This window comes from Paraburkholderia sp. EG286A (assembly GCF_040965375.1).
Classification (GTDB): Bacteria; Pseudomonadota; Gammaproteobacteria; order Burkholderiales; family Burkholderiaceae; genus Paraburkholderia.
The window spans coordinates 442018-466661 of record NZ_JBFRCB010000004.1 but is presented as its reverse complement, the minus strand read 5'-3'; the positions used below and the strand labels follow the sequence as shown (position 1 = coordinate 466661).

Below are 24644 nucleotides of genomic sequence, written 5' to 3'. Positions count from 1 at the left end.
CCGCGCGCGTGGCGCTTCAGCCGTGCGGCGCTTCCACGAGATTGCTGGGCGAGCCGTTGCGCCAGGCCTCCACGTTACGCAGCGTCGTTTGCGCGATCTCGCTCATCGCCTCGCGCGTGAAGAACGCCTGGTGCGACGTGACGATCACGTTCGGAAACATCAGGAGACGCGCGAGCACGTCGTCCTGCAGTGGCGCATCCGAGTGGTCCTCGAAGAACAGGCCGCCTTCTTCCTCGTACACGTCGAGTCCGAGATGTCCCAGCTGGCCGCTCTTGAGCGCATCGACGAGTGCCGTGCTTTCCACGAGCCCGCCGCGGCCGGTATTGATGAGCATGGCGCCGCGCTTCATCTTCGCGAGCGCGTGCCGGTCGATCAGATGACGGGTGGCGGGCACGAGCGGGCAATGCAGGCTCACTACGTCGGACTGCGCAAGCAGCGTATCGAGCGGCACGTAGCGCGCGCCGAGCGCCAGCAAGTCGGCGGCCGGCGGGCCCGGATCATGGGCGAGCACCTGCATGCCGAAGCCCGCCATGATGCGCGCAAAACACCGGCCGATGATGCCCGTGCCGATCACGCCGGCCGTCTTCCCATGCAGGTCGAAACCGAGCAGCCCGGCGAGCGAGAAGTCGCCTTCGCGCGTGCGCGACACGGCGCGCGGCAGCTTGCGGTTGAGCGCGAGGATCAGCCCGACGGCATGCTCGGCCACCGCATGCGGCGAATACGCGGGCACTCTCGCGACGGTGATGCCAAGACGCCGCGCGGCTACCAGATCGACGTGATTGAAGCCCGCCGAGCGCAGCGCCACGAGTCGCGTGCCGCCCTTGTGGAGGCGCTCGAGCGTGGCGGCGTCGACCGTATCGTTGACGAACGGGCACACCACGTCGTAGCCATCGGCGATCACGGCGGTATCGGCATCGAGATGCGATTCCTGGTAGTGCAGTTCGTACTGGAAAGCGGTGTTCGCCTCGGTGAACGTATCGACGTCGTACTGGCGCGCGCTGAACAGGATCATGCGCGGCCGAGCGGAAGGGGGGATCTGGGTTCCCGGCATGTTGACCTCGTGCGAGCTTCGGGGTGTGGGCGCGAAGGGCGCCATGATGCGCATGGATGCGCCTTGAACTCGAACGTGAAAGCGCTCGCGTGTGCCGCGTAGCCACGCAAGCACATGGTAACAGCAGGTCGGCGGGGGATCGGGAACGAGTGGGCTTGGGCTGGGCCTGGACGCGGCAACGCCGCGAAGCCTGCCGGTGCGCGGCAAACTTCGCGGCGTGGTGCCGCGCGCATTACGAGTGCGCGTAGATCGGGCCGAGGCCGACGACATCCTGACCGGCCTCATCGGCACCGGCCGCGTTCGATGCGGCGCGGGCGTGCGTGCGGCTGCCTGCTGCGGACGCGCCCCCGGCTACGCCACCGAATGACGACGCCGCTGCACCGCTTTCGGCGCTCACGCGCGAGAGCGCGGCTTGCAGGTTCGCGGGGTATTGCGTGTTGTCGCTCGCGGGGTTGTAGCCGGCCTTCTGGAGTTGCACGAGTTCGGCCTTCACTTCGGCGCGGGTCACCGGTTGGCTCGACTGTGCGAACGACAGCGCGGGAACGGCGACGAGGGCAGCAAGAGCGGCGGCGGCGAGCGAGTGTGCGAGCTTCATGGTGTTTCTCCTGACGTTGGTGAGTGGTTGCGCACTGTTGTGTATCAACCTTGCGTAGGAGACATTTGAACGCCGCGATGTATCTGGCTTGTTTGCGCGCGAGCCCGTTTTTGCAAGCGCGCTTGTCGGGCGGACGGCCAGACACAGTGCGATACAAGAAGGCGCCCGGCCGGGTGGGCGGGGCCCGCTAGCACACCAATAAGGGGCAAATCAAAAGTGTTGCTGCACTGCACACTTAGCCCCCGCGCGCCTTGCATTCCGCCCTGAAATCCCTATAATAAGGGTTATCCCTTAGGCACTAACCCTAGCAAAGAGGAAATCATGGGTGCAATCGTCGAAAAGCTGACTCAAGTTCTGGCTGCACTGCGTCGTCTCGGCGCCGAAGCGCTGAACCGTCACCTCGAATACTGCGAACTGCTCGCAGAAGCTCAGCGCCGCTGGTACTAAACCGCGCCTGACTGCAGCAAGCGTCCCTGCCCGTACAAACGCGGGACGAGAAGTAATACGCGGCCGCATCGAGCGGTCGGTTTTTATGCGGCGCCCTGCCGTGCCTCGATTTCGGAGGCGTCCGCGCGCCGCATCGGGCCGTGATCCCGGCGCAGCCAGAAGTTCGCGTGCGCGGTCATAGGCTTGCGCAAAGCCACGCAGTTCCCGCGTGACCGGCCGGTCGTCCAGACCCCGCCGGGGGTGAGCGCGTGGCTTTCACCATGGCCACCGCACCGAATCCTGGTAGCGCGTGAGCATCAAATGCGCGACCGCGTTCGAGCGGTGCGCGGCTACGCCCTGTACGTCCTCGAAGCTCGCCGCATCGATGCAGCGAAGCGCGGCCATAGGGCTCGTCGCCGTATGGGTCCGTGCGATTCCGTAGTCCTCTTGCCGTTTAGTTGCAATAGCAACGACTTGCCGGCCGCAAGATGTTCGCCCCGCAGCCCGGCGCGCGAAATCCCGATTCCTCCATTGCCTTCGGCGCCGCGGATTAAGTGCGCGGCGCAACGTTCGGCGCGTTTTCGCGCCATTCGGGCCGGTTCGCGCTTTGGGCGGAAAGCGCCTAATCTTGAGGTATCGGCTCTTGCCCCATCTGTGAGCCGGAACGTGCGCCACCTTCCGGACTTCCGATGCGCGATCATCGCCCCTCGCATGCCGCGGTGCACGGCGCGCCGCACGCTCACCCGCACCACCCGCTCACGGCGCGGCTTGCCCGCGCCGTTGTGTTCGTCGCCTTGCTGGTCGCGTGGGCCGCCCTGGCGGCCGCGCTGGCCGTGCCGGCTGCGTTCGCGGCACCGAGCCCGCCCGTCGTCGTCATGACGGTGAACGGTGCGATCGGGCCCGCCAGCGCCGATTTCATCGTCCGCTCGCTGGAGCGCGCCGCGCGCGAGCGCGCGCCGCTTGCGATCCTCGAACTGGATACGCCCGGCGGGCTCGACACGTCGATGCGCCAGATCATCAAGGCGATTCTCGCCTCGCCGGTGCCGGTTGCGACGTTCGTCGCGCCCGGCGGCGCACGCGCCGCGAGCGCGGGCACCTATATCGTCTACGCCAGCCACTTCGCGGCCATGGCGCCGGGGACGAACCTCGGCGCGGCATCGCCGGTGCAGCTCGGCGTGGGCGGCGGCGGTGGCGGCGGCCTGCCAGGTGGCCCGCCAGGCGCCCCCGAGACAGCCTCCGGCGCCTCGGCCCCGCACGCCGACGACAACGAATCGACGGAAGCCCGCAAGGTCATGCACGACTCCGCCGCCTACATCCGCGGCCTCGCTCAGCTGCGCGGGCGCAACGCGGCGTGGGGCGAGCGTGCGGTGCGCGAGGCCGTGAGCCTCTCGGACGAAGAAGCGCGCGACCAGCACGTGATCGATCTGATCGCGCAGGACCCCGCCGATCTCGCGCGCCAGCTCGACGGCCGTACCGTCACCACCACGGCGGGCACGCTGCGCGTTGCCACGGCGCACGCGCCGCTCGAAGTCGTCGCCCCCGACTGGCGCAACCGCTTTCTCTCGATCGTCGCCGACCCGAACGTCGCGCTGATTCTGCTGACCATCGGCATTTACGGGCTCTTCTTCGAGTTCGCGAACCCCGGCTTCGTGCTGCCCGGCGTGGCGGGCGCGACCTGCCTGCTGGTGGGCCTCTTCGCCATGCAACTGCTGCCCGTGAACTACGCGGGCCTCGGGCTCGTGCTGCTCGGGCTCGCATGCCTCATCGCGGAGGCATTTCTGCCGACCTTTGGCGTGCTGGGCTTCGGCGGCATCGTGGCGTTCGCCATCGGCGCGCTCATGCTGATGGACACCAGCGCGCCTGGCTACGGCATCCCCATCCCGCTCATCGCGGGCCTCGCGCTCGGCGGCGCGGCGTTCGTCGCCGCCGTCTCCAGCGTGGCGCTGCGCGCGCGACGCCGGCCCGTGGTGACCGGCGCGGAGGCGATGGTAGGCGCCACGGGCGAAGTGATCGACGAGGGCCTGCACCCTGACCCGCGGCCCGGCCATGCGACGTTATCCACGGGCTGGGCGCGCGTGCACGGCGAGCGCTGGCACGTGGCATGCGCGACGCCGCTCGCCGCCGGCAGCCGCGTGCGCGTGAGCGCGCGCAGCGGTCTCACGCTCACCGTCACCCCGCTGCAGGGCGCGGTACACGACAAGGCAAACGACAAGGGAGAACATTCATGATCGGCTTCACGTTCGGCTTCACAGGTCTTCTGATCGCGCTGCTGGTGCTGATCGCCTTATCGTCCATCCGCATCTTCAAGGAGTACGAACGCGGCGTCGTGTTCATGCTCGGGCGCTTCTGGAAGGTCAAGGGGCCGGGCCTCGTGCTCATCATTCCCGTGGTGCAGGTGGCGGTGCGCATCGACTTGCGCACCGTGGTATTCGACGTGCCTTCGCAGGACGTCATCACGCGCGACAACGTTTCGGTGAAGGTGAACGCCGTGGTCTATTTTCGCGTGGTGGACCCGGAAAAGGCCGTGATTCAGGTGGCGCGCTACATCGACGCGACGAGCCAGCTCGCGCAAACCACGCTGCGCGCCGTGCTCGGCAAGCACGAACTCGACGCCCTGCTCGCCGAACGCGAGCAACTGAACGCCGACATCCAGAAAGTGCTCGATGCGCAAACAGACGCGTGGGGCATCAAGGTGTCGAACGTCGAGATCAAGCACGTGGACCTCAACGAAACGATGATCCGCGCGATTGCCCGCCAGGCCGAAGCCGAACGCGAGCGCCGCGCCAAGGTGATTCACGCGGAAGGCGAACTGCAGGCGTCCGAAAAATTGCTGCAAGCCGCGCAATGCCTCGCGAAGCAGCCGCAGGCGATGCAACTGCGCTATCTGCAGACGCTCACCACTATCGCCGCCGACAAGAACTCCACCATCGTCTTCCCGCTGCCGATCGAACTGCTCAACGCGCTGATCGAGCGCTTGGGCAAGTGATCCGGCCCCTCGGTTTCGAGCCGCTTGCGCCTTCGGCAGTTCAACTGAATATTGCAGCGCAGCGAAATTAATGGGGCAACGCACTGCGCGCGCTCGTGCACGCTTCTTTTGAGCTTGGGATTGGCAGAGCGCGGAAATATCGCCAATAATTGCCGAACATCCACTAACGGACGACGGCGGCCATGGATTACAGTCCCGAAGCCATCCGCACGATCGCTCTGGTCGGCCATGCCGGCTGCGGCAAGACCTCGCTTGCCGAAGCGCTCCTGCACCAGGGCGGCGCGCTGCACGCGCCAGGCAACGTGAATCGCGGCACCGCCCTCTGCGATTTCGATCCCCTCGAACGCAAGTACCACCACTCCCTCAACTCCGCCATCGCCCACTTCGACCACCAGGACACGCGCATCTACCTGCTCGACACACCCGGCTACCCGGACTTCGCCGGCATGTCGATGAGCGCGCTGCCCGCGGTGGAAACGGCGGCCATCGTCATCAATGCACGCACCGGCATCGAAATGACGACGACCCGCATGATGGCGTACGCGCAGCAGCGCAAGCTGTGCCGGATGATCATCGTGAACGGCATCGACGCCGAAAAGGTCGATTTGCCGGGGCTGCTCGAGCAGATCCAGGAGACCTTCGGCAAGGCCTGCCTGCCGATCAATCTGCCTGCGCAAGGCGGCCGCGAAGTGGTGGACTGTTTTTTCAACCCGGCTGGCGAAGCCGATTTTCATTCGGTGGAAGCAGCGCACAATGCGCTCGTCGACCAGGTGATCGAACTCGATCCGGAGTTGATGGAGTTGTACCTCGAACAGGGCGAAGCTATCAGCCCCGAGCAGCTGCACGAGCCGTTCGAACGCGCGTTGCGCGAAGGCCATCTCGTGCCGGTGTGCTTCACCTCCACGGCCACAGGTGCGGGCATCGCGCAACTGCTCGACGTGTTCGTGCGGCTCTTGCCCAATGTCACCGAAGGCAATCCGCCGCTGTTCTACCGCGAGGTCGAGGGCAAGGAAGGCAAGGAGCCCGTGCGCGCGGAGCCGGATGCCGACAAGCACGTGCTCGCGCATGTGTTCAAGATCGTGATGGACCCGTATATCGGCAAGGTGGCCGTGTTTCGCATTCATCAGGGCACGGTGACGCGTGACAGCCAGCTTTATATCGGCAGCGCGCGACAGCCGTTCAAGGTCGCGCATCTGCTGATGCTGCAGGGCAAGGAGCATACGGAGGTGCAGCGCGCGGGGCCCGGCAATATCTGCGCGGTGGCAAAGGCCGACGACATCGGCTTCGACGCCGTGCTGCACGACGCTCCCGAGGACGGCAACATCCACCTCACGCCGCCTGCGTTTCCCAATCCGATTTACGGTCTTGCTATCGAGCCGGCGCGGCCCGGCAATGAGCAACGCGTGTGGGAAGTGCTGCAAAAGCTCGCGGCGGAAGATCCCTGCCTGCAGATCGATCACCCCGAAGGGACCAACGAAACCGTGGTGCGCGGGCTGGGCGAACTGCACCTGCGCTACATGCTGGAGCGGCTCACCGATCAGTACAAACTCGAAGTCGTGACGCGTCCGCCGACGATTGCGTGGCGCGAGACGATTGGCGGCAAGGCCGAGGGCCATTGCCGCCACAAGAAGCAGACGGGCGGCGCGGGCCAGTTCGGCGAAGTCATGCTGCGCGTGGAGCCCCTGCCTCGCGGCGCGGGCTTCGAGTTCGTGGATGCCGTGAAAGGCGGCGCGATTCCTTCGCAGTTCATGCCTGCGGTGGAGAAAGGCATCTTGCAGGTGATCGACAGCGGACCGCTCGCAGGCTTTCCCATGCAGGACGTGCGCGTGATCGTGTACGACGGCAAGCACCATCCGGTGGATTCGAAGGAAGTGGCGTTCGTTACCGCGGGGCGCAAGGCATTTATCGATGCGGTGCTCAAAGCGCAGCCCATCGTGCTCGAACCGATTGTCGATATCGAGGTGATGACGCCCGAGGCCGCGATGGGCGACATCATCGGCGATCTTTCCGCGCGGCGCGGGCAGGTGCATGGCACGCGCACGGTGGGCGGGCAGGCCATGGTCATTGCGGGGAAGGTGCCGCTTGCCGAGCTCAACGATTACCAGTCGCGGCTGAATTCGCTTGCGGGCGGCAATGGGAATTACAGCATTCAGTTGAGCCACTACGATCCGGTGCCGCCGACACATCAGGAAAGGCTGGCGGCGCAGCATAAGGGGCGGGGGGAGAGTGTGGAGTGAGGGGGGTTGAAATGGGGCTATTGATTAGGAAATAAACATTTCCTATAATCACCCCTATGGCATCCGAGCACCCATCCCAACCTCTGGCCCGCAGCCCCGGCCGCCCACGCGAATTCGACATGGCAACCGTGGTGGACGGCGCCGTGCGCGTCTTCCGCGAGCGCGGCTACCACGCCACCTCCGTAGGCGACCTCAGCGAAGCAACGGGCCTGACCGCAGGCAGCCTCTACAAGGCCTTCGGCGACAAGCGCGGCGTCTTTCTCGCCGCCTTCGACCACTACGTCACCACCCGCAACGCCGAATTGCGCCATCGCCTCGACAAGCAGTCCAAAGCAAGCGAGAAGATTCGCGTCATCTTCCTCTTCTACGCCGAGTCGTCCCACGGCAGCGAGGGCCGGCGTGGCTGCCTCGTGGTTTCCAGCGCAACGGCGCTCGCCACGTTCGACGACGAAGTCGCCACGCGCATCGAAGCCGCCATGCAGCGCACCGAAGAGATGCTGCGCGAACTCCTCCAGCAAGGCCAGAAAGACGGTTCGGTTGCAGCGGAAATCCATGCCCCGGCCATGGCGCGCACGTTACTCGCCCTGCTCCACGGTTTTCGTTTGATCGGCAAATCCGGTCGCACGCAGCGCGACATGCTGGCCGCCGCCGACGAAGCCATGCGTCTACTGCGTTGAAATTTTTTTGGCTAATTTGGAAATGATTATTTCCAATCGATGCCTGCGTTCCTCAAACCCACAGGAGTGTCACGCCATGAGTACGCCCTCACGCATCATCGACCACGGTCCAGCGTCGCTGACCGACCCCATCCTGCCCGGCTTCGTCCATCGCTTCGAAACCATCGAAGGCACACGGCTCCACTACGTGATCGGCGGAAATCAGGATGGCGAAACAATTGTGCTGCTGGCCGGCTATCCGCAAAGCTGGTTCGCGTGGCGCAAGGTCATGCCGCTGCTCGCCGAGCGTTATCGCGTGATCGCACCGGACCTGCCCGGCCAGGGCGATTCCGACCGCCCACAGGGCGGCTACGACACACAATCGCTCGCAAACGCCCTGCATGCGCTGCTCGGCAAGCTCGGAGCACACCGCTACCACCTCGCCGCTCATGATGTCGGCGCCTGGGTCGCTTACCCTTATGCTGCGCTGTTCGGCGATGAAGTGTCGAGCCTCGCGTTGCTCGACGCGGGCATTCCCGGCATCACGCTGCCGGAAGCGCTGCCCGTCGCGCCCGAGCGCGCGTGGCGCACCTGGCACTTCGCCTTCCATGCGGTGCCCGATCTGCCGGAGCTGCTGATACAAGGCAAGGAGCGCGCGTATCTGGAGTGGTTTCTGCGCCGCAAAACGGCGAATCCGCAAACCTTCACGGATGCCGATATCGACGAATATTTGCGCGTGTTCACGAAGGAAGGCGGCTTGCGCGCAGGGCTGGCCTACTACCGCGCGGCCGAAACTTCGGCGCGCCAGAATCGCGAGTTGAGCGCGCGCGGCAAATTGCGGATGCCCGTTCTCGCGCTGAGTGCCGATCAGGGCTCGATTGCCGACATGGCCGGTCCGCTGCGCCATTACGCCGATGAGGTGCAAGGCGCGACGCTGGCCCACTGCGGTCATTTTCTGCCGGAGGAGCAACCCGCGGCCGTGGCCGAAGCACTGCTGCGTTTCTTCGGCCAGACCTGACCAGGGTCGGCGTTACTCCGGCCTTACTCCGGCGCTTCGACCGTGGTCACCGCCGAGGAAAACACATAGCCCTCGCTGCGCAGCGTCTTGATGTAACGCGGCTCGCGCGCCTCGTCGCGCAGGCGCTGGCGCAGCCGGCTCACGAGCAGGTCGATCGAGCGGTCGAACGCATCGGCCTGGCGGCCTTGCGTGAGGCTCAGCAACTGGTCGCGCGTGAGCACGCGCTGCGGATGGTCGAGAAACACGCGCAGCAGCCGGTATTCCGCACCGCTCAGCGCGACGATCGTGCCCTCGGCGTCGAGCAGATGCCGCGCCGTGGTGTCGAGCCGCCAGTCGCCGAACGCGAGCAGTTGCGCCGCCTCGCTCACTTCCATGCCCGGCGGCAGCATGCGTGTGCGGCGCAGCACCGAGCGGATGCGGGCGAACAGTTCGCGCACGGCGAACGGCTTGGGCAGGTAGTCGTCGGCGCCCATTTCGAGGCCCACGATGCGGTCCGTCTCCTCATTGCGCGCGGTGAGCATCACCACGGGCACGGCGCGGAACTTGCCCGCACGCAGCTCGCGGCACAGCACGAGCCCGTCGTCGCCGGGCATCATGAGGTCGAGCACGATCAGGTCGGGGGCGCCGCCCTCCAGCACCGAGCGCATTTCGCGTCCGTTCGCGGCCAGCGACACGCGCATGCCGTTCTTCTCGAGGTAGGCCCCGACCAGTTCACGTATGCCGCGATCGTCGTCGACGATCAGGACGTGATCCATCTTTTCCGTCATTGGTGTTTTTCTCCTTGCGCGCGAGGCGTGAACGGGTTTCCGCGATGCACGAACAGTACACCGGATGCGCAATCTCCGCAGCCAGGCCGCTCGCCGCGAAGAACAGGATGGCGAGCAGGCGTTTCATGCGTCCTCCATCAGGGAAAGACTAGCACCGTCGGCAACCGACGCTTCGAGCGCGTAGACGTCCACGCCCTCGAGGCAGCCGAGATTGACGCGCCAGCGCGCCGGGTCCCTGCGCGTCTGGTGAAACGGATAAATGCCGCAGTGCCTGCAGAAATAGTGCTTCGCCACGCGCGTGTTGAACTGGTACAGCGTGAGCGCGTCTTCGCCCGCGAGGATCGTCAGTTCGCGGGCCTCGAACGGCGGGCTCATCAGCGCGCCCTTGCGGCGGCACAGGCTGCAGTTGCAACGCCCGGCCGGCTCGATCGCCGTGTGAACTTCGAACTGTACCGCACCGCAATGACAGGTACCCTTCCATCGGGTCGTGCTCGTCGACGTGCTCATCTTGCTCTCCATTGATTTCGTTGGGTGATGGATAGCGCGCCATCCGCCGCGTACAACCTGGAACCGCCCCGCCCGATTCGGGACGACAATGACCGCTAGCGCCCATCCGGCGCGACGCATATCGACCTGAAATGGCCGGCGATGACCACAGCCGGGCCAGCCACAAACCGGCATTGTTTATGCTCGCAAGCTGATAGCGAGCGAAACGCAGAGAACGGCTCCAGGAGGTCCCCATGAAATGTCTGCGCATCTATGCCGACGCCCAGGGCGAGTCCCATTTCGAGGACATCGATATCCCGCTCACGCCGCTCGAACTCTTTCCCAACATCCCGCCCATTTACCTCTCGACGTGGGAGCCGGCAAAGGCGGTGCGCTTCGGCTGGGTGCCGGCCGGCCTCAAGGAGGCGGACTGGCACACCACGCCGGTTCGTCAGTTCGTGATCTGGATGACCGGCTGGGTCGAGTTCGAAACGAGCGACGGCGACACGCGCCACTGCGAGCCGGGCACGGTCGTGCTGTGCGAAGACACCATTGGCAAGGGCCATCGCTCGCGCCACCCCGAGGAAGGCCAGTTCAACGTGTTCATTCCGCTCGCCTGAGTAACCGCTTGACCCCACGACCGGGCGCTCGTGGCGCGCCGCCCTTCACGCCTCCGCGCCGCGCAGCACGAGCCGCCCTTCCAGCCCGCCTTCGGGCCGGTTGCGCAGCGTGAGTTCGGCGCCCATCGCCACGGCGAGCTGGCGCGAGATCGCGAGGCCCAGGCCCGTGCCGCCCGTGCCCCGGTTGCGCGAGGTTTCGAGCCGGTAGAACGGCTCGAATACCTTTTCGAGCGCCTCCTCGGGAATGCCGGGGCCGCTGTCGAGCACCGAGATCGTGACGGTCTTGTCCTGCGGCGACGCGCTCACCTCGATGGCCGCTGTGCTCCCATACTTCAGCGCGTTATCGACGAGATTGCCGACGATGCGGCGCAGCGCCTGCACGCGCGTGACGATCGCCACGTTCAGGCGGCGCTCGAAGGTCACGGGCGAGCCCGCATCCACGTAGTCGCATACGAGGCTGTCGAGCAGCGCATCGAGGTCGACGCGGGCGGGCGCTTCGCCGGTGCCGTGCAGCGTGCGCGCGTAGGCCACGCCCTCCTTCACCAGTTGCTCCATCTCGTGCAGGTCCTGCGCGAGCTTGCCCGCCTGCGCTTCGTCGTCCATCTGGTCCACGCGCAGCCGCATGCGCGTGATCGGCGTCTGCAGATCGTGGGAGATGGCCGCCAGAATCTGCATGCGCTCGGCCACGTGCGCCGAGATGCGCTGCTGCATCGCGTTGAACGCGCGCGCCGCACGCGCCACTTCGGAAGGCCCTTCTTCCTCCAGACGCTCCGCCTTCAGGTCCGGACCGAGCGCGTCGGCCACGCGCGCGAGTTCGTGCAGCGGCCGCGTGGCGGTGCGCACCGCGAACCAGCAGCACGCCGCCAGCACGACGAGCTGGGCGACGAGCACGGCCGGCAGCCAGCCCGACAGGGGCAGCGCGGGACCCGGACGGTAGTCGATGGTGAGCGGCGAGCCATCCGACAGTCGCAAGTGGATCTGCAGGCGTTCGTGCTTGCCGGGCACCGAATTGGTCGTGAGCGCGTACTTGTCGCCGAGGCCCGCCGCGATTGCCGAGGCCACGTCCTTCGAGCGGCTCGCTTCGGGCGGCTCGCCCGGCGTGCCAGGACCGAGGATGAAGCTATAGGTACGCCGCGCGAGCTGCGGCAGCCACGCGGCGCGTTCGGCCGCGGGCAGATGGTCGAGCAGCGCCACGGAGATGGCGACTTCGCGCGAGATGTAATTGGTCATCATGTTCGCGGTGGCGTCGTTGCGCTCGGTCATCGTGAGCTTGAACGACAGCCCCTGCGCGAGCGCGAGGCCGACGCAAAGGATCAGGGCGAGGCGCGCGAACAGCGTGCGCGGCCAGCGCAGCGCGCTCATCGCCGCGCCGCCCGCTAAAACCAGCGGTGTGCGGCGGGCCGCAAGTCCATCGGCGTGCATGTTCGGACTCCGTGTGCAGGGAATGATGCGTTTATACCCCATGCCGCGAGCGGCTTTGTATCTCACTGTATCGGCGCGGGCGCGGGACACAATACATTGCAGGCTTGTTCGTTTCAGCGCGTCCTTTCACGTTTGCGGCTTGCGCTGCGGTGCGGCATCGGCCCATTCGCGCACGGCCTGCGCGAACAGGCGCAGCGCCGCGGGCGGATGGCGATTGGCCGGATAGTAAAGGCAGAGCCCGGAAAACACCGGCCCCCACTCGGGCAGCAGGTGGACGAGCCGCCCGGCGGCCACATGCTCGGCCACGAGCGTTTCCGGCACCCAGGCCACGCCCACCCCGGCGAGCGCCGCCTCGACCATCAGGTTGAGGTTGCCGAGCGTGAGCGGCCCGTCCACGTCGATGCTGGCGCTCTTGCCGCGGTGCGCGAAATCCCAGCGGAACAGCGCGCCGCTCTCGAAGCGAAAGCGGATGCAGCGATGCCGCTCGAGGTCGTGCGGCGCGCGCGGCGGCGCATGCTGCGCCAGATAGTCGGGCGAGGCCACCGCGCCAAAGCGCATGTCCTGCGTGAAGCGCACGGCGATCATGTCGCGCGGCACGTCTTCGAGCACGCGCACACCGGCGTCGAATCCGCCCGCCACGATGTCCACGAGCCGCGAGTCCGCCACGAACTCCACGCGGATGTCCGGATAGCGGGCGAGGAACCCCGGCAGCACATGGCGAATGAGCGGGCGCGCGCCCGATTCCGAGGCGCTGATGCGGATCGATCCCGAAGGCCGGTTGCTCGCGGTCGCGACGTCGTTGACGGCGTCTTCGAGATCGGCCATGGCGGGCCGCACTCGGCTGAGCAGTTGCTCGCCCGCCTCGGTCAGCGCCACGGAGCGTGTGGTGCGGTTCAGGAGGCGCACGCCGAGCTTCGCCTCCAGGTTGCGCACGGTATGGCTCAGCGCGGAAGGCGAAACGCCCAGCACGCGCGCGGCGCCGCTGAAGCTGCGCTGCTCGGCGATCGTCACGAAGGCCGTTAGTTCGGATAAGCCGGTGCGCACCATTTGTGAATTTCCCTCAATACCCCATGCAAGTTTAGCGGGATTGTTGAGCGGCCTGCAGCAACCTACACTCGATCGGGTAGAAGGCGGGGCCCACGCGAACGGGAGCGCCGCTCATTTCAGTTCACGCAAACAGGAGCAAGACATGCAAAAGCGCACACTCGGCAAGAACGGCCTGGAAGTTTCCGCGTTGGGCCTTGGCTGCATGGGCTTAAGCTTCGGCTACGGCCCCGCCACCGAAAAGAACGCCGCGATCCGCCTGATCCGCACGGCGTTCGAGCGCGGCGTCACGTTCTTCGACACGGCCGAGGTCTATGGGCCCTTCGTCAACGAAGAACTGGTCGGCGAGGCCCTCGCGCCGATTCGCGATCAGGTGGTGATCGCCACGAAATTCGGCTTTCAGGACGGCGATTCGAAGAAGCCGATGGACAGCCGCCCCGAGCGCATCCGCGCCGTGGCCGAAGCGTCGCTCAAGCGCCTGAAGACCGACCGCATCGACCTGTTCTACCAGCATCGCGTCGATCCGAACGTGCCGATGGAAGACGTGGCCGGCACCGTCAAGGACCTGATCCGCGAGGGCAAGGTCAAGCACTTCGGCCTTTCCGAAGCGGGCGAGCAGTCCATTCGCCGTGCCCACGCCGTGCAGCCCGTCGCGGCGCTGCAGAGCGAATATTCGCTCTGGTGGCGCGAGCCGGAGCACAAGGTGATGCCGGCTCTGGAGGAGCTCGGCATCGGCTTCGTGCCGTTCAGCCCGCTCGGCAAGGGCTTTCTGACCGGCGCGATCGACGAGCGTACGTCGTTCGACCAGAGCGACTTCCGCGCCATGGTGCCACGCTTTACGGAGGAGAACCGCAAGGCGAACGCGGGGCTGGTCGACGTGCTCGGCCGCCTCGCCGAGGGCAAAGGCGCGACGCGCGCGCAGATCGCGCTGGCCTGGCTGCTCGCGCAAAAGCCGTGGATCGTGCCGATTCCTGGCACCACGAAGCTTGCGCGGCTCGACGAGAACGCGGGCGCGGCCAGTGTCGAGTTGAGCGCGGGCGATCTCGCCGCCATCGAAGCGGCGCTCAACGAGATCCAGGTGGTGGGCGACCGCTATCCGGCGCAGTGGCAGCAGCGCGTGGACCGCTAAGTCTGCGCGCGCACGGCCAGCTCACACCCACAACCGGTACATCCAGAACGCCTCGTCCTCGACATAGCGCTGCGCGAAGTCGGTGGGCGAGAAGCCCGTCGTGCGGCGGGTCGTGCGGCTCGAGTGCGCCTGATCCGCGCAGCCTTCGACTGGGCGAACGCCGCCCAGTCGAAGGCCTGACCGTTGGCGAAGCGCTCCGTGGCCGCGAAATACGCGCCCTCGGCCTTCACGAGCGAGTGCCACTCGCGCAGCGAACGGCGTGCATCGCATGTGCCGTGTCGTGAAGCACCATCTTTTTGCAGCATCTTTACGGGCTTCGTTCTACGCTGTACGGAGGCGATCACGGGATCGGTCTCCGCGCTTCCGTGCGTAGGCGGTAACGCTGAGCCCCATTCTCGTCGTCGATGCCAGCCATCCGGCATGTTCAGAAGACCTGGCCGCTGCGCGCAACACCCGTTACGCGGCCGCATTGAGGCGCCGGTTCTCCTACTCCAAAGCCGATTCATTCATGATCGCAACAGAAGAACACGACGAATGGCTCAGCCTGGATCCGTCCGAAATGGTCCGGCTCCAGATCCGGCGGTTCGACATCCATCGCGATTCATCGGAACTGATCGCCAAGCTGCTCCGCAGCGCCGTCTCGAGCCTCGACAGGCACGATGAAATTAGCCGCTACTACGTGAGTCGCGAATCCGGCCGGCGGCGAAGCGCGAAAGCGGAGGCGTGCTTTATCGCCGCGTGCAACGGTCAGATCGTGGGAACGCTGACCATCGAAGCAACCAACCCCTCCTCACCGTGCCGCCACTACCGGCGCCAGGACGTGGCAACGATTCACCGCTACGGCGTCGATCCGCGTTGGCAACACCTGGGCATTGGCCGGGCATTACTGTCGTTTGCCAATCGGTGGGCAGCAGCCCTGGGCTATGCGCAACTGGCTCTCGATACGCCGGTTGCCGCGGGTAGTCTTCTCGACTTCTACCACACGCTAGGGTTCAGGCTCGTCGATACGGTCCACTTCCCCGGTTGCCCCGATGACAGCGCCGTACTCAGTCGTCCTACCTTAATTGGCTGGCGGCACGCACCTGCGTCGCACGCTAACCGTCGCTTGCAGAACGACCGATAACGCCTATATGGAACGGCACTGAATTCACTATCCTGTGAACGGCTTTACGCTCTTTTTACTTGCTGCAAAAAGATAGCGCATTAAAATATCGCGGTAACCCAATACGGAGATGTTCCATGAACATCCGATGTCCTCGTCCCCCTGGTTGTTCCTTGCCTGACTGACACGACGTCTGAGCCTTCTCCTCAAGCCACCGTCTTGCCAGCAGGCGAACGGTGCGCGTCCCGGCAGCATTTCCGCACGATCCTCATTGTCATCTGAACACCGCGATTGCGGTTGATCAGCCGTCGGCTCGTACCCGATCGGTTCGCACGTCAATGCAATGCGGAAAGCACCCTAATCCTGTTCGGCCATTCGCCGAGTGGATATCAACAGCAGTCGATTCAGGAGTTTTCCATGTTTGAGATTAACAAGAACTACACACGCGAATTCATCCACCAGGTCTGTGGCGGCAACAAGCAGGCATTTCTTCCCATGAAGAACGGCAAGGTCGTCGCCGCCTGTTTGCGGACGGACCTCAATCCGCAAGCGCCGGAAGTCATCATCTGCAACAGCAGTGCTTCTGCGTACGCGGCGGGACGAACGCTGTCGGGACAACGCGATGCCATCCCCGTATTCATCAAGACGGACACCGACGCCTACCGGTTTGCGGGGCTGTATGCGCCGGACGAGTCCTTCGTCACCCCGCTTTCCTGCGCGCCGTATGTGCAAAACTGTGGATTGACGTCCGCGCAGGTTTCGCGCGTCATCAAGATGCAACGCCGTTAAAGCAAGGCACCTGACAAAAGCGCCCCCCTTGACGTAGGCCTCGGGGGTTCGCGCTGATCAGTCGGGTTTATATTCGCGAGCGAGCCAGCCAGTACGCACTCAAAGATCGGTGGCCGCCAGTGTGATGCGCTCGTTGACGAGTAGCGGATATCGATGCTCGATTACGCGAACGAGCCTCGATTTATTGAGCGCAAATGCCAGCATGAGTTGTTTCGGGGACCCGTCCGTCGCACCCAGCTTTTCGCAAAGGACCTCGCGAGGGAGTGAATAGGCGCAATATCCCCACCCAAACCGGTAAGCCGAAAACCAGACGGACGAGTCTGCGGCCAGGATGGGCTCGGTGAGGTGAGCAGTTGGCTGAATCATGATTGTTGTCCCTCCCACACAAGCGTCGTTACTGGAATTGCGCCGCCGCTGCGGATGCCGGAATACGCGGCTGAACGGGGAATGCTGTCTTGATCACGCTCACGCGATCGGCCACGCGCCTCGGGTAGTCTCTAGCGCCACCACTATAGCGCAGAAGCGCGTCATGAACGTCCCCATCGGAAGCCTCGATGTAGTCGCGCAGGATCGACGACCCGATGCTGACGTTGGTGCCCGCGTCGGTCAGATCGGAAGCACGAAGCACGATGTCCCTGTGCTGCGAGGGCAGGATCTGCATGAGCCCCCTGGCGCCGGCGACGCTCACGGCGAAGCGGTCGAAATTCGATTCGACGGCGATGACGGCGAGCAGCAGAATCGGCGAGATCGTGTCGCGTCGTGCAGCTTGCAGCACCGCCTCGCCGATTTTCAGCGCATCGTGCAGGCCGATATGAAACCGCAGGTTCAACATCGTCGCGATGTCTTCGGCTGTCGGTATGCCCTGTGGGACGGCGTCATAGGCCGGCTCGGTCGGCACAACGACCGATGCGTCGGCGCCATAGGTCATGCCGTTGAACGAACTACCCACCAGGAGCGCCGCCAGAACGAGCGCGCGAAGGCCACGCGAACGAGCGCCGCGCCGATCACCGGGATTGTTGTTCATATGCGTTAGCGCTTTACTTGTCAAACTCCTTGAAAGGCTACGCCGGTCGACCGAACAATTTCAGAAAAAGGTGGCGCTCTTACGAAAAATTTGCGTAAACACGCGTGGGCAGAGCGCGGGGACCGCTCAATGCGAAATGCTCTCCAGCGACTTGCCGAGCGTGCGGGGCCCCATCAGGCCGATGGACACCATCACGAGCGCCATCGCCCCCGCGATGAAAACGAACACGCCTGTCACGCCGAACGCCTTGAGCGTAAACGCGATGGCGAAGGAACTGAACACCGCCGAGAGCCGGCTCCAGGAGTAGACGAAGCCCACGGCGCGCGCGCGAATGGCCGTGGGGTAAAGCTCCTGCTGGTAGGTGTGATAGGTGAACGAAATGATGTTGCCGGCGAGCGTCAGCAGCACGCCGAGCGTCACGATCGCGACCGCCGCCGACGCCTGGCTGAACAACAGACCGCTCACGATATTGATCGCCGCCATGCCGACGATCACATGCTTGCGCTCGAAGCGGTCGGCAATCCAGTAGCCGAGCAGCGGACCCAGCGGCGCAGCGAGACCGATTACCGTGGTGTACATGAGGCTCGACGTGACCGTAATGCCCTGCTTCACGAGCAGCGTGGGCACCCAGTTCGCAAAGCCGTAAAAGCCCACCGTCTGGAAGATATGGAAGACGATGAGCATGACGGTGCGTTTGCCATATGGCGGCTTCCACATGTCCGCGAATCCCGCTTTGCGCGGCACCGGGTCGGCCGGGCCTACCGCAGGCAGCGGCGCACCATATTGCCGCGCCACCTTTGCTTCGAGGTCCGCCAATACCGCTGCGGCTTCTTCGGTGCGGCCTTGACTCGCGAGCCAACGCGGACTCTCGGGCAGATTGCGCCGGAAGTACCAGACAAAGAGCGCGCTAATGCCGCCCAGCAGCACGACCCAGCGCCAGCCATCGAGCCCCAGCGGCACACGCGGCACCAGGAGCCACGAGAGAAACGCGACAACGGGCACCGCCGAAAAGCCGATCGCCTGGCACACGGCGAACGCCCTGCCGCGCAGGTGTTTGGGCGCAAGCTCGGAGAGGTAGGTGCCGATCGTCACGAGTTCGACGCCGATGCCCAGTCCCGAAACGAAACGCCAAAGGTTCAGGCCGCTCGCCGTATCCTGGAAGGCCATGACCGTGTTCGCCGCGACGTACCACAGCAGCGACCACGTGAAGATGGCGCGCCGCCCGAAGCGGTCCGCGAGGAAGCCGCACACGGCCGTGCCGATGAAGAGGCCGCAAAACAGCGCGGCAATGAAGCTCGCCACGCCCGAAGTGCCGAAGAGGCCCGGCGTGGTTGAAGTGAGAATGCCGCTCTTGACCAGACCCGGTGCGACATACCCGGTGAAGAGTAGATCGTACAGTTCAAAAAAGAACCCGAGGCTGAGCAGCAAGATCAGCTTCCATACCGCGCGCGTGGCCGGAAGCCGGTCGAGACGGGCCGATATCGCGCCGTACTGCGCGCTGCCGTCGGCAACCGTTTTCGCATCGGCGGGTGCTCCATGGTCAGCGTCCCGCAGATTCGCCGCGCTCTCCAGAATGGCCATGTCTGTCTCCAATGTAGTAGTTGGCATCAATTGTTCGTGGCATGTGGCTCACGGATATCGCGCTTTCAACTCGTCAAATGAAGCGATCTCTCCCGCGAGCGCGCTCGCCGCGACTGTCGGCGGGCTCGCGAGCCACACACGGCCAGGCCCCGAGCGCCCCGGGAAATTGCGGTTGATTGCGCTGATCGTGACCTGGCCCGCGTCGACGGAGGCCCCCGGTCCGCAATTGGCGCACGCACCGCATGAGGGCTGCAGCAGTATGACGCCCACCTGCTCGAAGGCCGCGATATAGCCGCGCTCTACGCAGTAGTCGCGCACGTTGGACGTGCCGAATTGCAGGTAGAGCTTCACGTCTGCGGGCACGCGCAGGCCGCGCGCCGCTGCCCACGCCAGCACGTCGTGGTAGTGGTCGAAGTCTTCGCGCTTGCCCGCCGTGCACGAGCCGCCATAGGCGATGTCGATGCGCGGCCTCGCTTCGAGTTCATACAGTGCGATGCCGTTGCCGGGGTCGCCAGGCGCGGCGAGCATGGGCGAGACGTGAGCGCAGTCGATTTCGATGACTTCGGCATACGCGGCATCCGGGTCGCTGCGCATCCACGGCTCGATGGCGAATTCGATGCCGCGCCGCTCCCGCAAAAAGCGCACGGTTTCTTCATCGGGCGCGACGATGCCCGTGAAGCCACCCAATTCCGCCGTCATGTTCGTGAGCGTCGTGCGCTCGTCAGTGCTCAATTGCGCGATCGCGGAGCCGGCGAACTCGAACACTTTTCCCACGCCTGCGCCGGCGCGAATGCCGGGCTGCGCGAGCAGGTGCAGCACGAGGTCTTTCGCCGTCACACCTGCGGGAACAGGACCGTGAAAATCCACGCGCAGCGACTGCGGCACCGTCATGCGCACCGCGCCCGTCACGAACGCATTCGCCATGTCGGTGGTACCCACGCCGAACGCCAGACACCCGAGCGCACCGCTATGCGGCGTATGCGAATCGGTACCGACGACGACCTGCCCCGGCAGGGCATAGCGTTCAGCCATCATCGCGTGCGAAATGCCTTCGGAGCCTTCGCGGATGCCGTCGTCCAGCTCGCTCAAATAGCCGTGATTGCGCAAACCGTAGTCGTGCGCGAATTGCCGGTGCGCCGCCGAAAGCTCGCGCACATCGCGCAATAGTCCGTTGCGCACATGCAACTCGCTCTTGTGCGCATACGAAAGATGGTCTTCGAACGCGAGTAGGGTTTCGGGATCGTGCAGCGAGAGCGGCTTGCCGAACGCGGCATGCAGCATGTGCGCCGCCATGCCCGTGTAGTACTCGTGGATGAAACGCCAGTCCGCGCGCACGAAAACGCCCGCGCCCGGCGTGAGCGATTCGCCCGTGTGCTCCGTGCGCAAGACATGGCGCGCGAGGATTTTCTGTGCGAACGTAAACGGCGCGTTCTGTGCTCGATGCGTGGCATGCGCAATCTGCCGCATGGATTGAGCGCCGTATCTCAACAATCCGCCGCTGCGCAGAATCGACGCCGCGAGGCCGTCGCGAGAGGCAACCAGCTCTTCGATGTCGATCGGCTCGCCGCGCCGGATGCGCTCGATCAGCCCGAAGTCGGTCGACGTGAACAGGCCGATGTTGTCGGCGTTCTGTCGATAGATGCGCTCGAAACTGCGCGCGATGACGAGCCGGATGCCCGCACGGAATTCGGCCAGCGGGCTATGCTCGCGCGACGATCCCTTGCCGTAGCGATTGCCGGCCACGGTCACGCTGAATCCGCCATTTCGTACGGAATCCATACCAACAGGATTGTGCCCGCCGGCCTGAAATCCAAGGTAGGGTACGCGGCCGAGGCGCTCGTCGAAGCGCGTGAGCACGCTCATCGGCGTGATCTCGTCGGTCGACACGTCGTCTCTCAATGCGTCCGGCGTGACGCCTTGCAGGTCGGCGCCGTTCAATTGCCGCTCGACCTGCTCCGGGTCATTGCAAAGAAACAGTACGCGGCCGGTCAATTCCAGTGTTGCCATCCAATTTCTCCTTGAGGGGAAATCTAGACGGCGGCGGGCGGCGCGATGAAGTGCTCGATCGGCAAAGGGGGCATCGCCGTTCGCGATGTCCTCGTTAACCCTCGCGCTGGACGAGCGTGTCGATCAAGGCTTGCACGGCCCGCAGGCGCGGCGACTTGCGCAACGCGTGCAGGTGCAGACTGCGGCTCGTCGCCCAGGGCTCGTCGAGCGGCCGGCGCACGAAGCCCTGCGAGCCCGCGAAGGCCGACGCCGCACTGGTCGGCACGATGCCGATGCCGAGCCGCGCCTCGACCATGCGGCATTGGGCGTCGAAGCTGTTGACCGTCACCGGAATCTTGAGCGGCATGCGCGCAGCGGCAGCGCGCTCCTTGAGGATCTGGTCGAGAGAGCCGCCCGCCTGCAGGGCCACGAGCGGAAAACGCAGCACGTCCTTGAACGTGAGTGCGGACATGGCGGCCAGCTCGTGCTCGGGCGGCAGCACGACCATGAGCGGGTCGTCGGCGAAGTGCCACGAATCCAGCCCGCCGGGAATCCTGGCGCTCGCGGAAATCCCCACGTCCGCGCGATCTTCCATGCAGGCCCGCACGACCTCGTCGCTGATCTGTTCGGTCAGGGCGATCTGCACGAGGGGGTAGCGCGCCTGAAAGACCTTGAGCCGCTCCGGCAGAAAACCAACGATGGCGGACGCGTTGGCGAACAGGCGCACCACACCCGCCACCTCGCCGCTGAGCGACTGGACTTCGCGCGCCAGCGACTGCAACTGGTCGTGCACCGCCAGCGCGCGCGAAAACGCGTGACGGCCCGCCTCGGTCAACTCGACGCCCGACGACGAGCGAATGAGCAAGGGCAGCCCCATCGCCGCTTCCAGATCCGCCATGCGGCGGCTCAGTGCCGAAGGCGCGATGTGATTGCGGCTGGCCGCTCGCGCAATGGAGCCTTCCTCCACCACCGAAATGAACAGCTCGAGGCTATAGGGATCGATTCGCATGCCCGCAATAATATCAGCAGAGCCAATTAACGTCCGACCCGAATAAATTCGAAAGGAAATTAAAAGGGAAATATAGACCAAAGAATTAATTACATCCGCGCACTTCAGACCATCCCAGAACTGCCGATATTGCGGGCAATAGCAGGCGAAACACGCAATTCATGCAGCAAGCATTACCTCATTGATTTGATGTAATTAATACCTTGCTATTGGCGGAAATTGACTAAGTTTCGGTAATTGAAACCAGAGACAATTCGTGTGACATTTTGTTACGTCTGATTTTCACATGCCAGGGGGAATTATCGGTAATATCCGCCGCGCGTCTGACTTCAAGCAGTGACTTCGTAATCTTCGTCCGAAAAAATTGCGCACGTCTCCCCTCCTTCAGGGATCCAGCGCAGGGCCGAAATTCCCGACGGGGCAGCCGTAGCGAGGGTGCAATATTTACCCGCGCGAAAGCAAAAGGACAGATAGCAGGTTCGCGCAATAGCGCGAGCCGCGCGGCGCACGTAGCGGGCGCAGGGCTCATCGAGCCGTTGTGCAGCGTCCGTTAGTTAAATCTCATTCTTCAGACCTTAGCCAGCATCTGAGCGCGCATCGCGCGCCGTCGCCGGCTGGGCGTCGTTTTGTCTTTTTTTCTTCGATCGATGAAACTCTTCTATCTCTTGCTCTCGTCGTCGCTATTCCTCGCGGCGTGCGGCGGCGGTGGTTCCGGAAGCTCCGGCACGGAAGCGACCAATGCCTCGGCCACGACACAAAGCGCGAGTGACGCGGCCGCCACGGACGCCAGCGCGAATGCGGCCACCACCACGCGCGGCACGCTGCACTGCGGCTCCGCCGTGAAATCGAGCGCGAGCTCCAGCAGCGAGCTGGTGAGCGCCGATACGCCGACCACGCAGAGCGGCCGCATCTTCGCCTCGGGTACCGCGTTTCCCCTCGCATTCACCACCAATGCGCCCGCAGCCGACACGGTGAACTGGTCGATCAGCGACCATCTCGGCAAGGTGGTCACGAGCGGCAGCCTGCGCGTGACGGCAGGCCCGGTGACGACCACGCTGAGTTGCACGTCGACGCTCGCAGGCTACTTTTCCGTGACCGCCAAGCTCGCCACCGCCGGCGGTCAGCTCCCCGAGCTGGGCACCCGCCCCGCCGGCACCGCGACCTTCGGCGTGCTGCCCAATCTGGCCGGCATCGTGCCGACGGTGACGTATCCGCATCAGGACCTGCACCGCTTCGGCATGCAAGGCGAAGACGACAACACTTCCGTGCTCTCCTCGCTCGGCATCTCGTGGACCTATGACCACCGCGAGCTATACAACATGGAGCCGAACGGCCCCAACACCTTCAACCCGAACGCCAACAATCTCGACCCGTTCTACACCGCGGGCAACGTGATGCGCCTCGTGCGTCTGGACGGCATTCCCGCCTGGGCGAGCCCGACCGGCGCGTTCGAGGACGAAGCCCTGCCGCCGAGCAACCTCTCGTACTACCAGAACTACATGAGCCGGATCGGTACGGAATCGAACCTCATTCGGACGACTTACTTTCCGAAGCAGGCGTCGAACTACTACCAGCTCACCTGGGAACCGGACGCACAATGGCAAGGCAATGACACGCAATTCGTGCAGCTCTATCAGGCCGTCTATCAGGGTATTCACTCGACCGATCCGCACGCAGTCGTGATGGGGCCGACCGATACGGCGCCGTCCGGCACCGCCGATCACCTCAAGGCCCTCGCGCCGCTCGGCTACGCGCAGGACATCGACGGCGTGACGACGCACGGCTATTACGACATCAACGGCAGCTCGCCTTCGTTCCCGCCCGAGCGTCAGGAAACCGACCCGGCCAACGCGTCCGGCTCGCTGATGGGGCAAATGCGTGCGCTGCGCAGCGAGATGGCGGCTGACTACAAGCCGGGCATGAAGCTGTTCAGCACGGAGCTTGGCATCAGCTACGACAACGGTTCGTCGTACGGTCCCAACTATCCGACCGGCAATATCCTGTACGCACAAGGTGCAGTGGTGGCCCGCAGCCACCTGATCATTCTGGGCGAAGGCGCTGATCAAACCTGGATCTTCTACGGTGCGGACTTCCCGGGCCTCGTGGGCTACGGCACGTTCTTCGATCTCGCCGACGCACAGGGTCAGTATGGCGCGCAGAACATCAGCCCGAAGCCTGCGGCGATGTCCGTCGCGGCGATGACGCGTATTCTCGACGGCACCAACACGCTTGGTCCGGTAAAGAAGACGCCTTCGGGTGTCTACGCCTACGCGTTCCAGCAGCTCAACAACGGCGCGGTCATCACGGCCCTCTGGACGCACAACAACAGCGTGTGGAGCGCGAGCGCCGGCTACAGCTCGACCTATAGCGTGGGCTACAGCCTCGCGGTGGATGCACCCGGCACGAGCGGCACGGTCACCGTGCTCGACGAAATGGGCAATCCGACGACGACGAACTACACCAACGGCAAGGTCGCGCTGAGCCTGACCGAATCGCCGGTGTATGTGATTTCGCAGAACGCTTCGGTGGCCAGCGCCAATGCGACGCTGCCCACGGGCTACGTGCCGAACTGAGCGAACTTACCGAACTGAGCGAACCGGGCGCCTCTTCCGTTTACCGCGTGCGGGGCACGCTTGTCCGAACCCTGGCGTGAGACGACACCGCGCTTCCGAATGCTCAAATTTTCGACGCCGCGACAGAAATGAACGAAAATGCT

The 24644-nt window shown here is 64.7% G+C and carries 24 protein-coding genes and 1 pseudogene; 11 read left to right on the top strand and 14 right to left on the bottom strand.

The annotated features are described in order from the left end of the window. Positions 1–16 precede the first annotated feature (16 nt). Together AB4Y35_RS21035 and AB4Y35_RS21030 are read right to left on the bottom strand one after the other, a co-directional pair. The gene (locus AB4Y35_RS21035) at positions 17–1051 is read right to left on the bottom strand and encodes a 2-hydroxyacid dehydrogenase (RefSeq protein WP_368705759.1); all 1035 of its coding nucleotides are present in this window, start codon (positions 1049–1051) and stop codon (positions 17–19) included. A 232-nt stretch (positions 1052–1283) separates the two neighbouring features. Further along, the gene (locus AB4Y35_RS21030) at positions 1284–1646 is read right to left on the bottom strand and encodes a DUF4148 domain-containing protein (RefSeq protein WP_368705758.1); all 363 of its coding nucleotides are present in this window, start codon (positions 1644–1646) and stop codon (positions 1284–1286) included. Between the two features lie 321 nt (positions 1647–1967). Here AB4Y35_RS21030 and AB4Y35_RS21025 point away from each other — a divergent pair, with 321 nt between their 5' ends. Beyond that, on the top strand, positions 1968–2093 hold the full coding sequence (locus AB4Y35_RS21025) for a hypothetical protein (RefSeq protein ID WP_256094506.1): 126 nt from the start codon (positions 1968–1970) through the stop codon (positions 2091–2093). A gap of 255 nt (positions 2094–2348) precedes the next feature. On the opposite strand, the gene AB4Y35_RS21020 is transcribed toward AB4Y35_RS21025, so the two are convergent. Then, positions 2349–2477, bottom strand: a complete 129-nt coding sequence (locus tag AB4Y35_RS21020) for a hypothetical protein (protein WP_368705757.1) — start codon at positions 2475–2477, stop codon at positions 2349–2351. Between the two features lie 284 nt (positions 2478–2761). On the opposite strand from AB4Y35_RS21020, the gene AB4Y35_RS21015 reads away from it, so the two are divergent. From AB4Y35_RS21015 to AB4Y35_RS20995, 5 genes are all read left to right on the top strand, one after another. Then, positions 2762–4300 carry a nodulation protein NfeD gene (locus AB4Y35_RS21015; protein WP_368705756.1) on the top strand — a complete coding sequence of 513 codons (1539 nt, stop codon included), beginning with the start codon at positions 2762–2764 and terminating at the stop codon, positions 4298–4300. Next, entirely contained in the window at positions 4297–5058 is a 762-nt protein-coding gene (locus tag AB4Y35_RS21010; protein WP_069262378.1) for a slipin family protein, read from the top strand. Before AB4Y35_RS21015 ends, AB4Y35_RS21010 begins: the two co-directional genes overlap by 4 nt. Before the next feature lie 182 nt (positions 5059–5240). Continuing rightward, entirely contained in the window at positions 5241–7295 is a 2055-nt protein-coding gene (fusA, locus tag AB4Y35_RS21005) for an elongation factor G (RefSeq protein ID WP_368705755.1), read from the top strand. Between the two features lie 119 nt (positions 7296–7414). Continuing rightward, positions 7415–7972, top strand: a complete 558-nt coding sequence (locus tag AB4Y35_RS21000) for a TetR/AcrR family transcriptional regulator (protein ID WP_368705754.1) — start codon at positions 7415–7417, stop codon at positions 7970–7972. 76 nt (positions 7973–8048) lie between these two features. Then, the gene (locus AB4Y35_RS20995; RefSeq protein WP_368705753.1) at positions 8049–8969 is read left to right on the top strand and encodes an alpha/beta fold hydrolase; all 921 of its coding nucleotides are present in this window, start codon (positions 8049–8051) and stop codon (positions 8967–8969) included. Positions 8970–8992: 23 nt separating this feature from the next. Here AB4Y35_RS20995 and AB4Y35_RS20990 read toward each other — a convergent pair whose 3' ends face one another. From AB4Y35_RS20990 to AB4Y35_RS20980, 3 genes are read right to left on the bottom strand one after another with little or no spacing between them, the layout of a single operon-like run. Next, on the bottom strand, positions 8993–9736 hold the full coding sequence (locus AB4Y35_RS20990) for a response regulator (RefSeq protein ID WP_069266943.1): 744 nt from the start codon (positions 9734–9736) through the stop codon (positions 8993–8995). After that, positions 9681–9863, bottom strand: a complete 183-nt coding sequence (locus AB4Y35_RS20985; protein WP_368695863.1) for a hypothetical protein — start codon at positions 9861–9863, stop codon at positions 9681–9683. Before AB4Y35_RS20985 ends, AB4Y35_RS20990 begins: the two co-directional genes overlap by 56 nt. Then, on the bottom strand, positions 9860–10243 hold the full coding sequence (locus tag AB4Y35_RS20980) for a GFA family protein (RefSeq protein ID WP_368705752.1): 384 nt from the start codon (positions 10241–10243) through the stop codon (positions 9860–9862). Before AB4Y35_RS20980 ends, AB4Y35_RS20985 begins: the two co-directional genes overlap by 4 nt. A gap of 233 nt (positions 10244–10476) precedes the next feature. On the opposite strand from AB4Y35_RS20980, the gene AB4Y35_RS20975 reads away from it, so the two are divergent. Then, positions 10477–10842 carry a hypothetical protein gene (locus AB4Y35_RS20975; protein ID WP_133181087.1) on the top strand — a complete coding sequence of 122 codons (366 nt, stop codon included), beginning with the start codon at positions 10477–10479 and terminating at the stop codon, positions 10840–10842. 45 nt (positions 10843–10887) lie between these two features. Here the strand turns inward: AB4Y35_RS20975 and AB4Y35_RS20970 are convergent, their stop codons facing one another. Further along, the gene (locus AB4Y35_RS20970) at positions 10888–12204 is read right to left on the bottom strand and encodes an ATP-binding protein (protein ID WP_368706129.1); all 1317 of its coding nucleotides are present in this window, start codon (positions 12202–12204) and stop codon (positions 10888–10890) included. A 186-nt stretch (positions 12205–12390) separates the two neighbouring features. Then, positions 12391–13311 carry a LysR family transcriptional regulator gene (locus AB4Y35_RS20965; protein ID WP_368705751.1) on the bottom strand — a complete coding sequence of 307 codons (921 nt, stop codon included), beginning with the start codon at positions 13309–13311 and terminating at the stop codon, positions 12391–12393. 142 nt (positions 13312–13453) lie between these two features. Here AB4Y35_RS20965 and AB4Y35_RS20960 point away from each other — a divergent pair, with 142 nt between their 5' ends. Then, on the top strand, positions 13454–14437 hold the full coding sequence (locus AB4Y35_RS20960; RefSeq protein WP_368705750.1) for an aldo/keto reductase: 984 nt from the start codon (positions 13454–13456) through the stop codon (positions 14435–14437). Positions 14438–14458: 21 nt separating this feature from the next. Here the strand turns inward: AB4Y35_RS20960 and AB4Y35_RS20955 are convergent. Further along, positions 14459–14694, bottom strand: a pseudogene (locus tag AB4Y35_RS20955) (AraC family transcriptional regulator); the annotation flags it as partial. A gap of 251 nt (positions 14695–14945) precedes the next feature. Between AB4Y35_RS20955 and AB4Y35_RS20950 the strand changes: the two are divergent. Both AB4Y35_RS20950 and AB4Y35_RS20945 read left to right on the top strand, forming a co-directional pair. Continuing rightward, positions 14946–15560, top strand: a complete 615-nt coding sequence (locus tag AB4Y35_RS20950) for a GNAT family N-acetyltransferase (protein WP_368705749.1) — start codon at positions 14946–14948, stop codon at positions 15558–15560. Between the two features lie 396 nt (positions 15561–15956). Further along, on the top strand, positions 15957–16328 hold the full coding sequence (locus AB4Y35_RS20945) for a hypothetical protein (protein ID WP_368687218.1): 372 nt from the start codon (positions 15957–15959) through the stop codon (positions 16326–16328). Between the two features lie 99 nt (positions 16329–16427). On the opposite strand, the gene AB4Y35_RS20940 is transcribed toward AB4Y35_RS20945, so the two are convergent. From AB4Y35_RS20940 to AB4Y35_RS20920, 5 genes are all read right to left on the bottom strand, one after another. Next, positions 16428–16694, bottom strand: a complete 267-nt coding sequence (locus tag AB4Y35_RS20940; protein WP_368705748.1) for a hypothetical protein — start codon at positions 16692–16694, stop codon at positions 16428–16430. A 28-nt stretch (positions 16695–16722) separates the two neighbouring features. Next, positions 16723–17352, bottom strand: a complete 630-nt coding sequence (locus tag AB4Y35_RS20935) for a lytic transglycosylase domain-containing protein (RefSeq protein ID WP_368705747.1) — start codon at positions 17350–17352, stop codon at positions 16723–16725. 126 nt (positions 17353–17478) lie between these two features. After that, positions 17479–18933: an MFS transporter gene (locus AB4Y35_RS20930; protein ID WP_368705746.1), complete on the bottom strand. Its 1455-nt coding sequence runs from the start codon at positions 18931–18933 to the stop codon at positions 17479–17481. Between the two features lie 48 nt (positions 18934–18981). Continuing rightward, a complete protein-coding gene (locus tag AB4Y35_RS20925) occupies positions 18982–20940 on the bottom strand; it encodes an aconitase family protein (RefSeq protein ID WP_368705745.1) in 1959 nt (652 codons plus the stop codon). A 94-nt stretch (positions 20941–21034) separates the two neighbouring features. Beyond that, positions 21035–21928, bottom strand: a complete 894-nt coding sequence (locus AB4Y35_RS20920; protein WP_368705744.1) for a LysR family transcriptional regulator — start codon at positions 21926–21928, stop codon at positions 21035–21037. A 647-nt stretch (positions 21929–22575) separates the two neighbouring features. Between AB4Y35_RS20920 and AB4Y35_RS20915 the strand changes: the two genes are divergently transcribed. Then, complete coding sequence (locus AB4Y35_RS20915) at positions 22576–24501, top strand: hypothetical protein (protein ID WP_368705743.1); 1926 nt, start codon at positions 22576–22578, stop codon at positions 24499–24501. Positions 24502–24644: the final 143 nt, after the last annotated feature.

Coding starts and splice junctions, on each gene's coding strand:
- AB4Y35_RS20920 (WP_368705744.1), bottom strand. CDS start 21,928: ATGCGAATCGATCCCTATAGCCTCGAGCTGTTCATTTCGGTGGTGGAG.
- AB4Y35_RS21030 (WP_368705758.1), bottom strand. CDS start 1,646: ATGAAGCTCGCACACTCGCTCGCCGCCGCCGCTCTTGCTGCCCTCGTC.
- AB4Y35_RS20980 (WP_368705752.1), bottom strand. CDS start 10,243: ATGAGCACGTCGACGAGCACGACCCGATGGAAGGGTACCTGTCATTGC.
- AB4Y35_RS20915 (WP_368705743.1), top strand. CDS start 22,576: ATGAAACTCTTCTATCTCTTGCTCTCGTCGTCGCTATTCCTCGCGGCG.
- AB4Y35_RS20935 (WP_368705747.1), bottom strand. CDS start 17,352: ATGAACAACAATCCCGGTGATCGGCGCGGCGCTCGTTCGCGTGGCCTT.
- AB4Y35_RS20960 (WP_368705750.1), top strand. CDS start 13,454: ATGCAAAAGCGCACACTCGGCAAGAACGGCCTGGAAGTTTCCGCGTTG.
- AB4Y35_RS21020 (WP_368705757.1), bottom strand. CDS start 2,477: ATGGCCGCGCTTCGCTGCATCGATGCGGCGAGCTTCGAGGACGTACAG.
- AB4Y35_RS20975 (WP_133181087.1), top strand. CDS start 10,477: ATGAAATGTCTGCGCATCTATGCCGACGCCCAGGGCGAGTCCCATTTC.
- AB4Y35_RS20930 (WP_368705746.1), bottom strand. CDS start 18,933: ATGGCCATTCTGGAGAGCGCGGCGAATCTGCGGGACGCTGACCATGGA.
- AB4Y35_RS21010 (WP_069262378.1), top strand. CDS start 4,297: ATGATCGGCTTCACGTTCGGCTTCACAGGTCTTCTGATCGCGCTGCTG.
- AB4Y35_RS20945 (WP_368687218.1), top strand. CDS start 15,957: ATGTTTGAGATTAACAAGAACTACACACGCGAATTCATCCACCAGGTC.
- AB4Y35_RS20965 (WP_368705751.1), bottom strand. CDS start 13,311: ATGGTGCGCACCGGCTTATCCGAACTAACGGCCTTCGTGACGATCGCC.
- AB4Y35_RS20950 (WP_368705749.1), top strand. CDS start 14,946: ATGATCGCAACAGAAGAACACGACGAATGGCTCAGCCTGGATCCGTCC.
- AB4Y35_RS20990 (WP_069266943.1), bottom strand. CDS start 9,736: ATGACGGAAAAGATGGATCACGTCCTGATCGTCGACGACGATCGCGGC.
- AB4Y35_RS21025 (WP_256094506.1), top strand. CDS start 1,968: ATGGGTGCAATCGTCGAAAAGCTGACTCAAGTTCTGGCTGCACTGCGT.
- fusA (WP_368705755.1), top strand. CDS start 5,241: ATGGATTACAGTCCCGAAGCCATCCGCACGATCGCTCTGGTCGGCCAT.
- AB4Y35_RS21015 (WP_368705756.1), top strand. CDS start 2,762: ATGCGCGATCATCGCCCCTCGCATGCCGCGGTGCACGGCGCGCCGCAC.
- AB4Y35_RS21000 (WP_368705754.1), top strand. CDS start 7,415: ATGGCAACCGTGGTGGACGGCGCCGTGCGCGTCTTCCGCGAGCGCGGC.
- AB4Y35_RS21035 (WP_368705759.1), bottom strand. CDS start 1,051: ATGCCGGGAACCCAGATCCCCCCTTCCGCTCGGCCGCGCATGATCCTG.
- AB4Y35_RS20925 (WP_368705745.1), bottom strand. CDS start 20,940: ATGGCAACACTGGAATTGACCGGCCGCGTACTGTTTCTTTGCAATGAC.
- AB4Y35_RS20970 (WP_368706129.1), bottom strand. CDS start 12,204: ATGAGCGCGCTGCGCTGGCCGCGCACGCTGTTCGCGCGCCTCGCCCTG.
- AB4Y35_RS20940 (WP_368705748.1), bottom strand. CDS start 16,694: ATGATTCAGCCAACTGCTCACCTCACCGAGCCCATCCTGGCCGCAGAC.
- AB4Y35_RS20985 (WP_368695863.1), bottom strand. CDS start 9,863: ATGAAACGCCTGCTCGCCATCCTGTTCTTCGCGGCGAGCGGCCTGGCT.
- AB4Y35_RS20995 (WP_368705753.1), top strand. CDS start 8,049: ATGAGTACGCCCTCACGCATCATCGACCACGGTCCAGCGTCGCTGACC.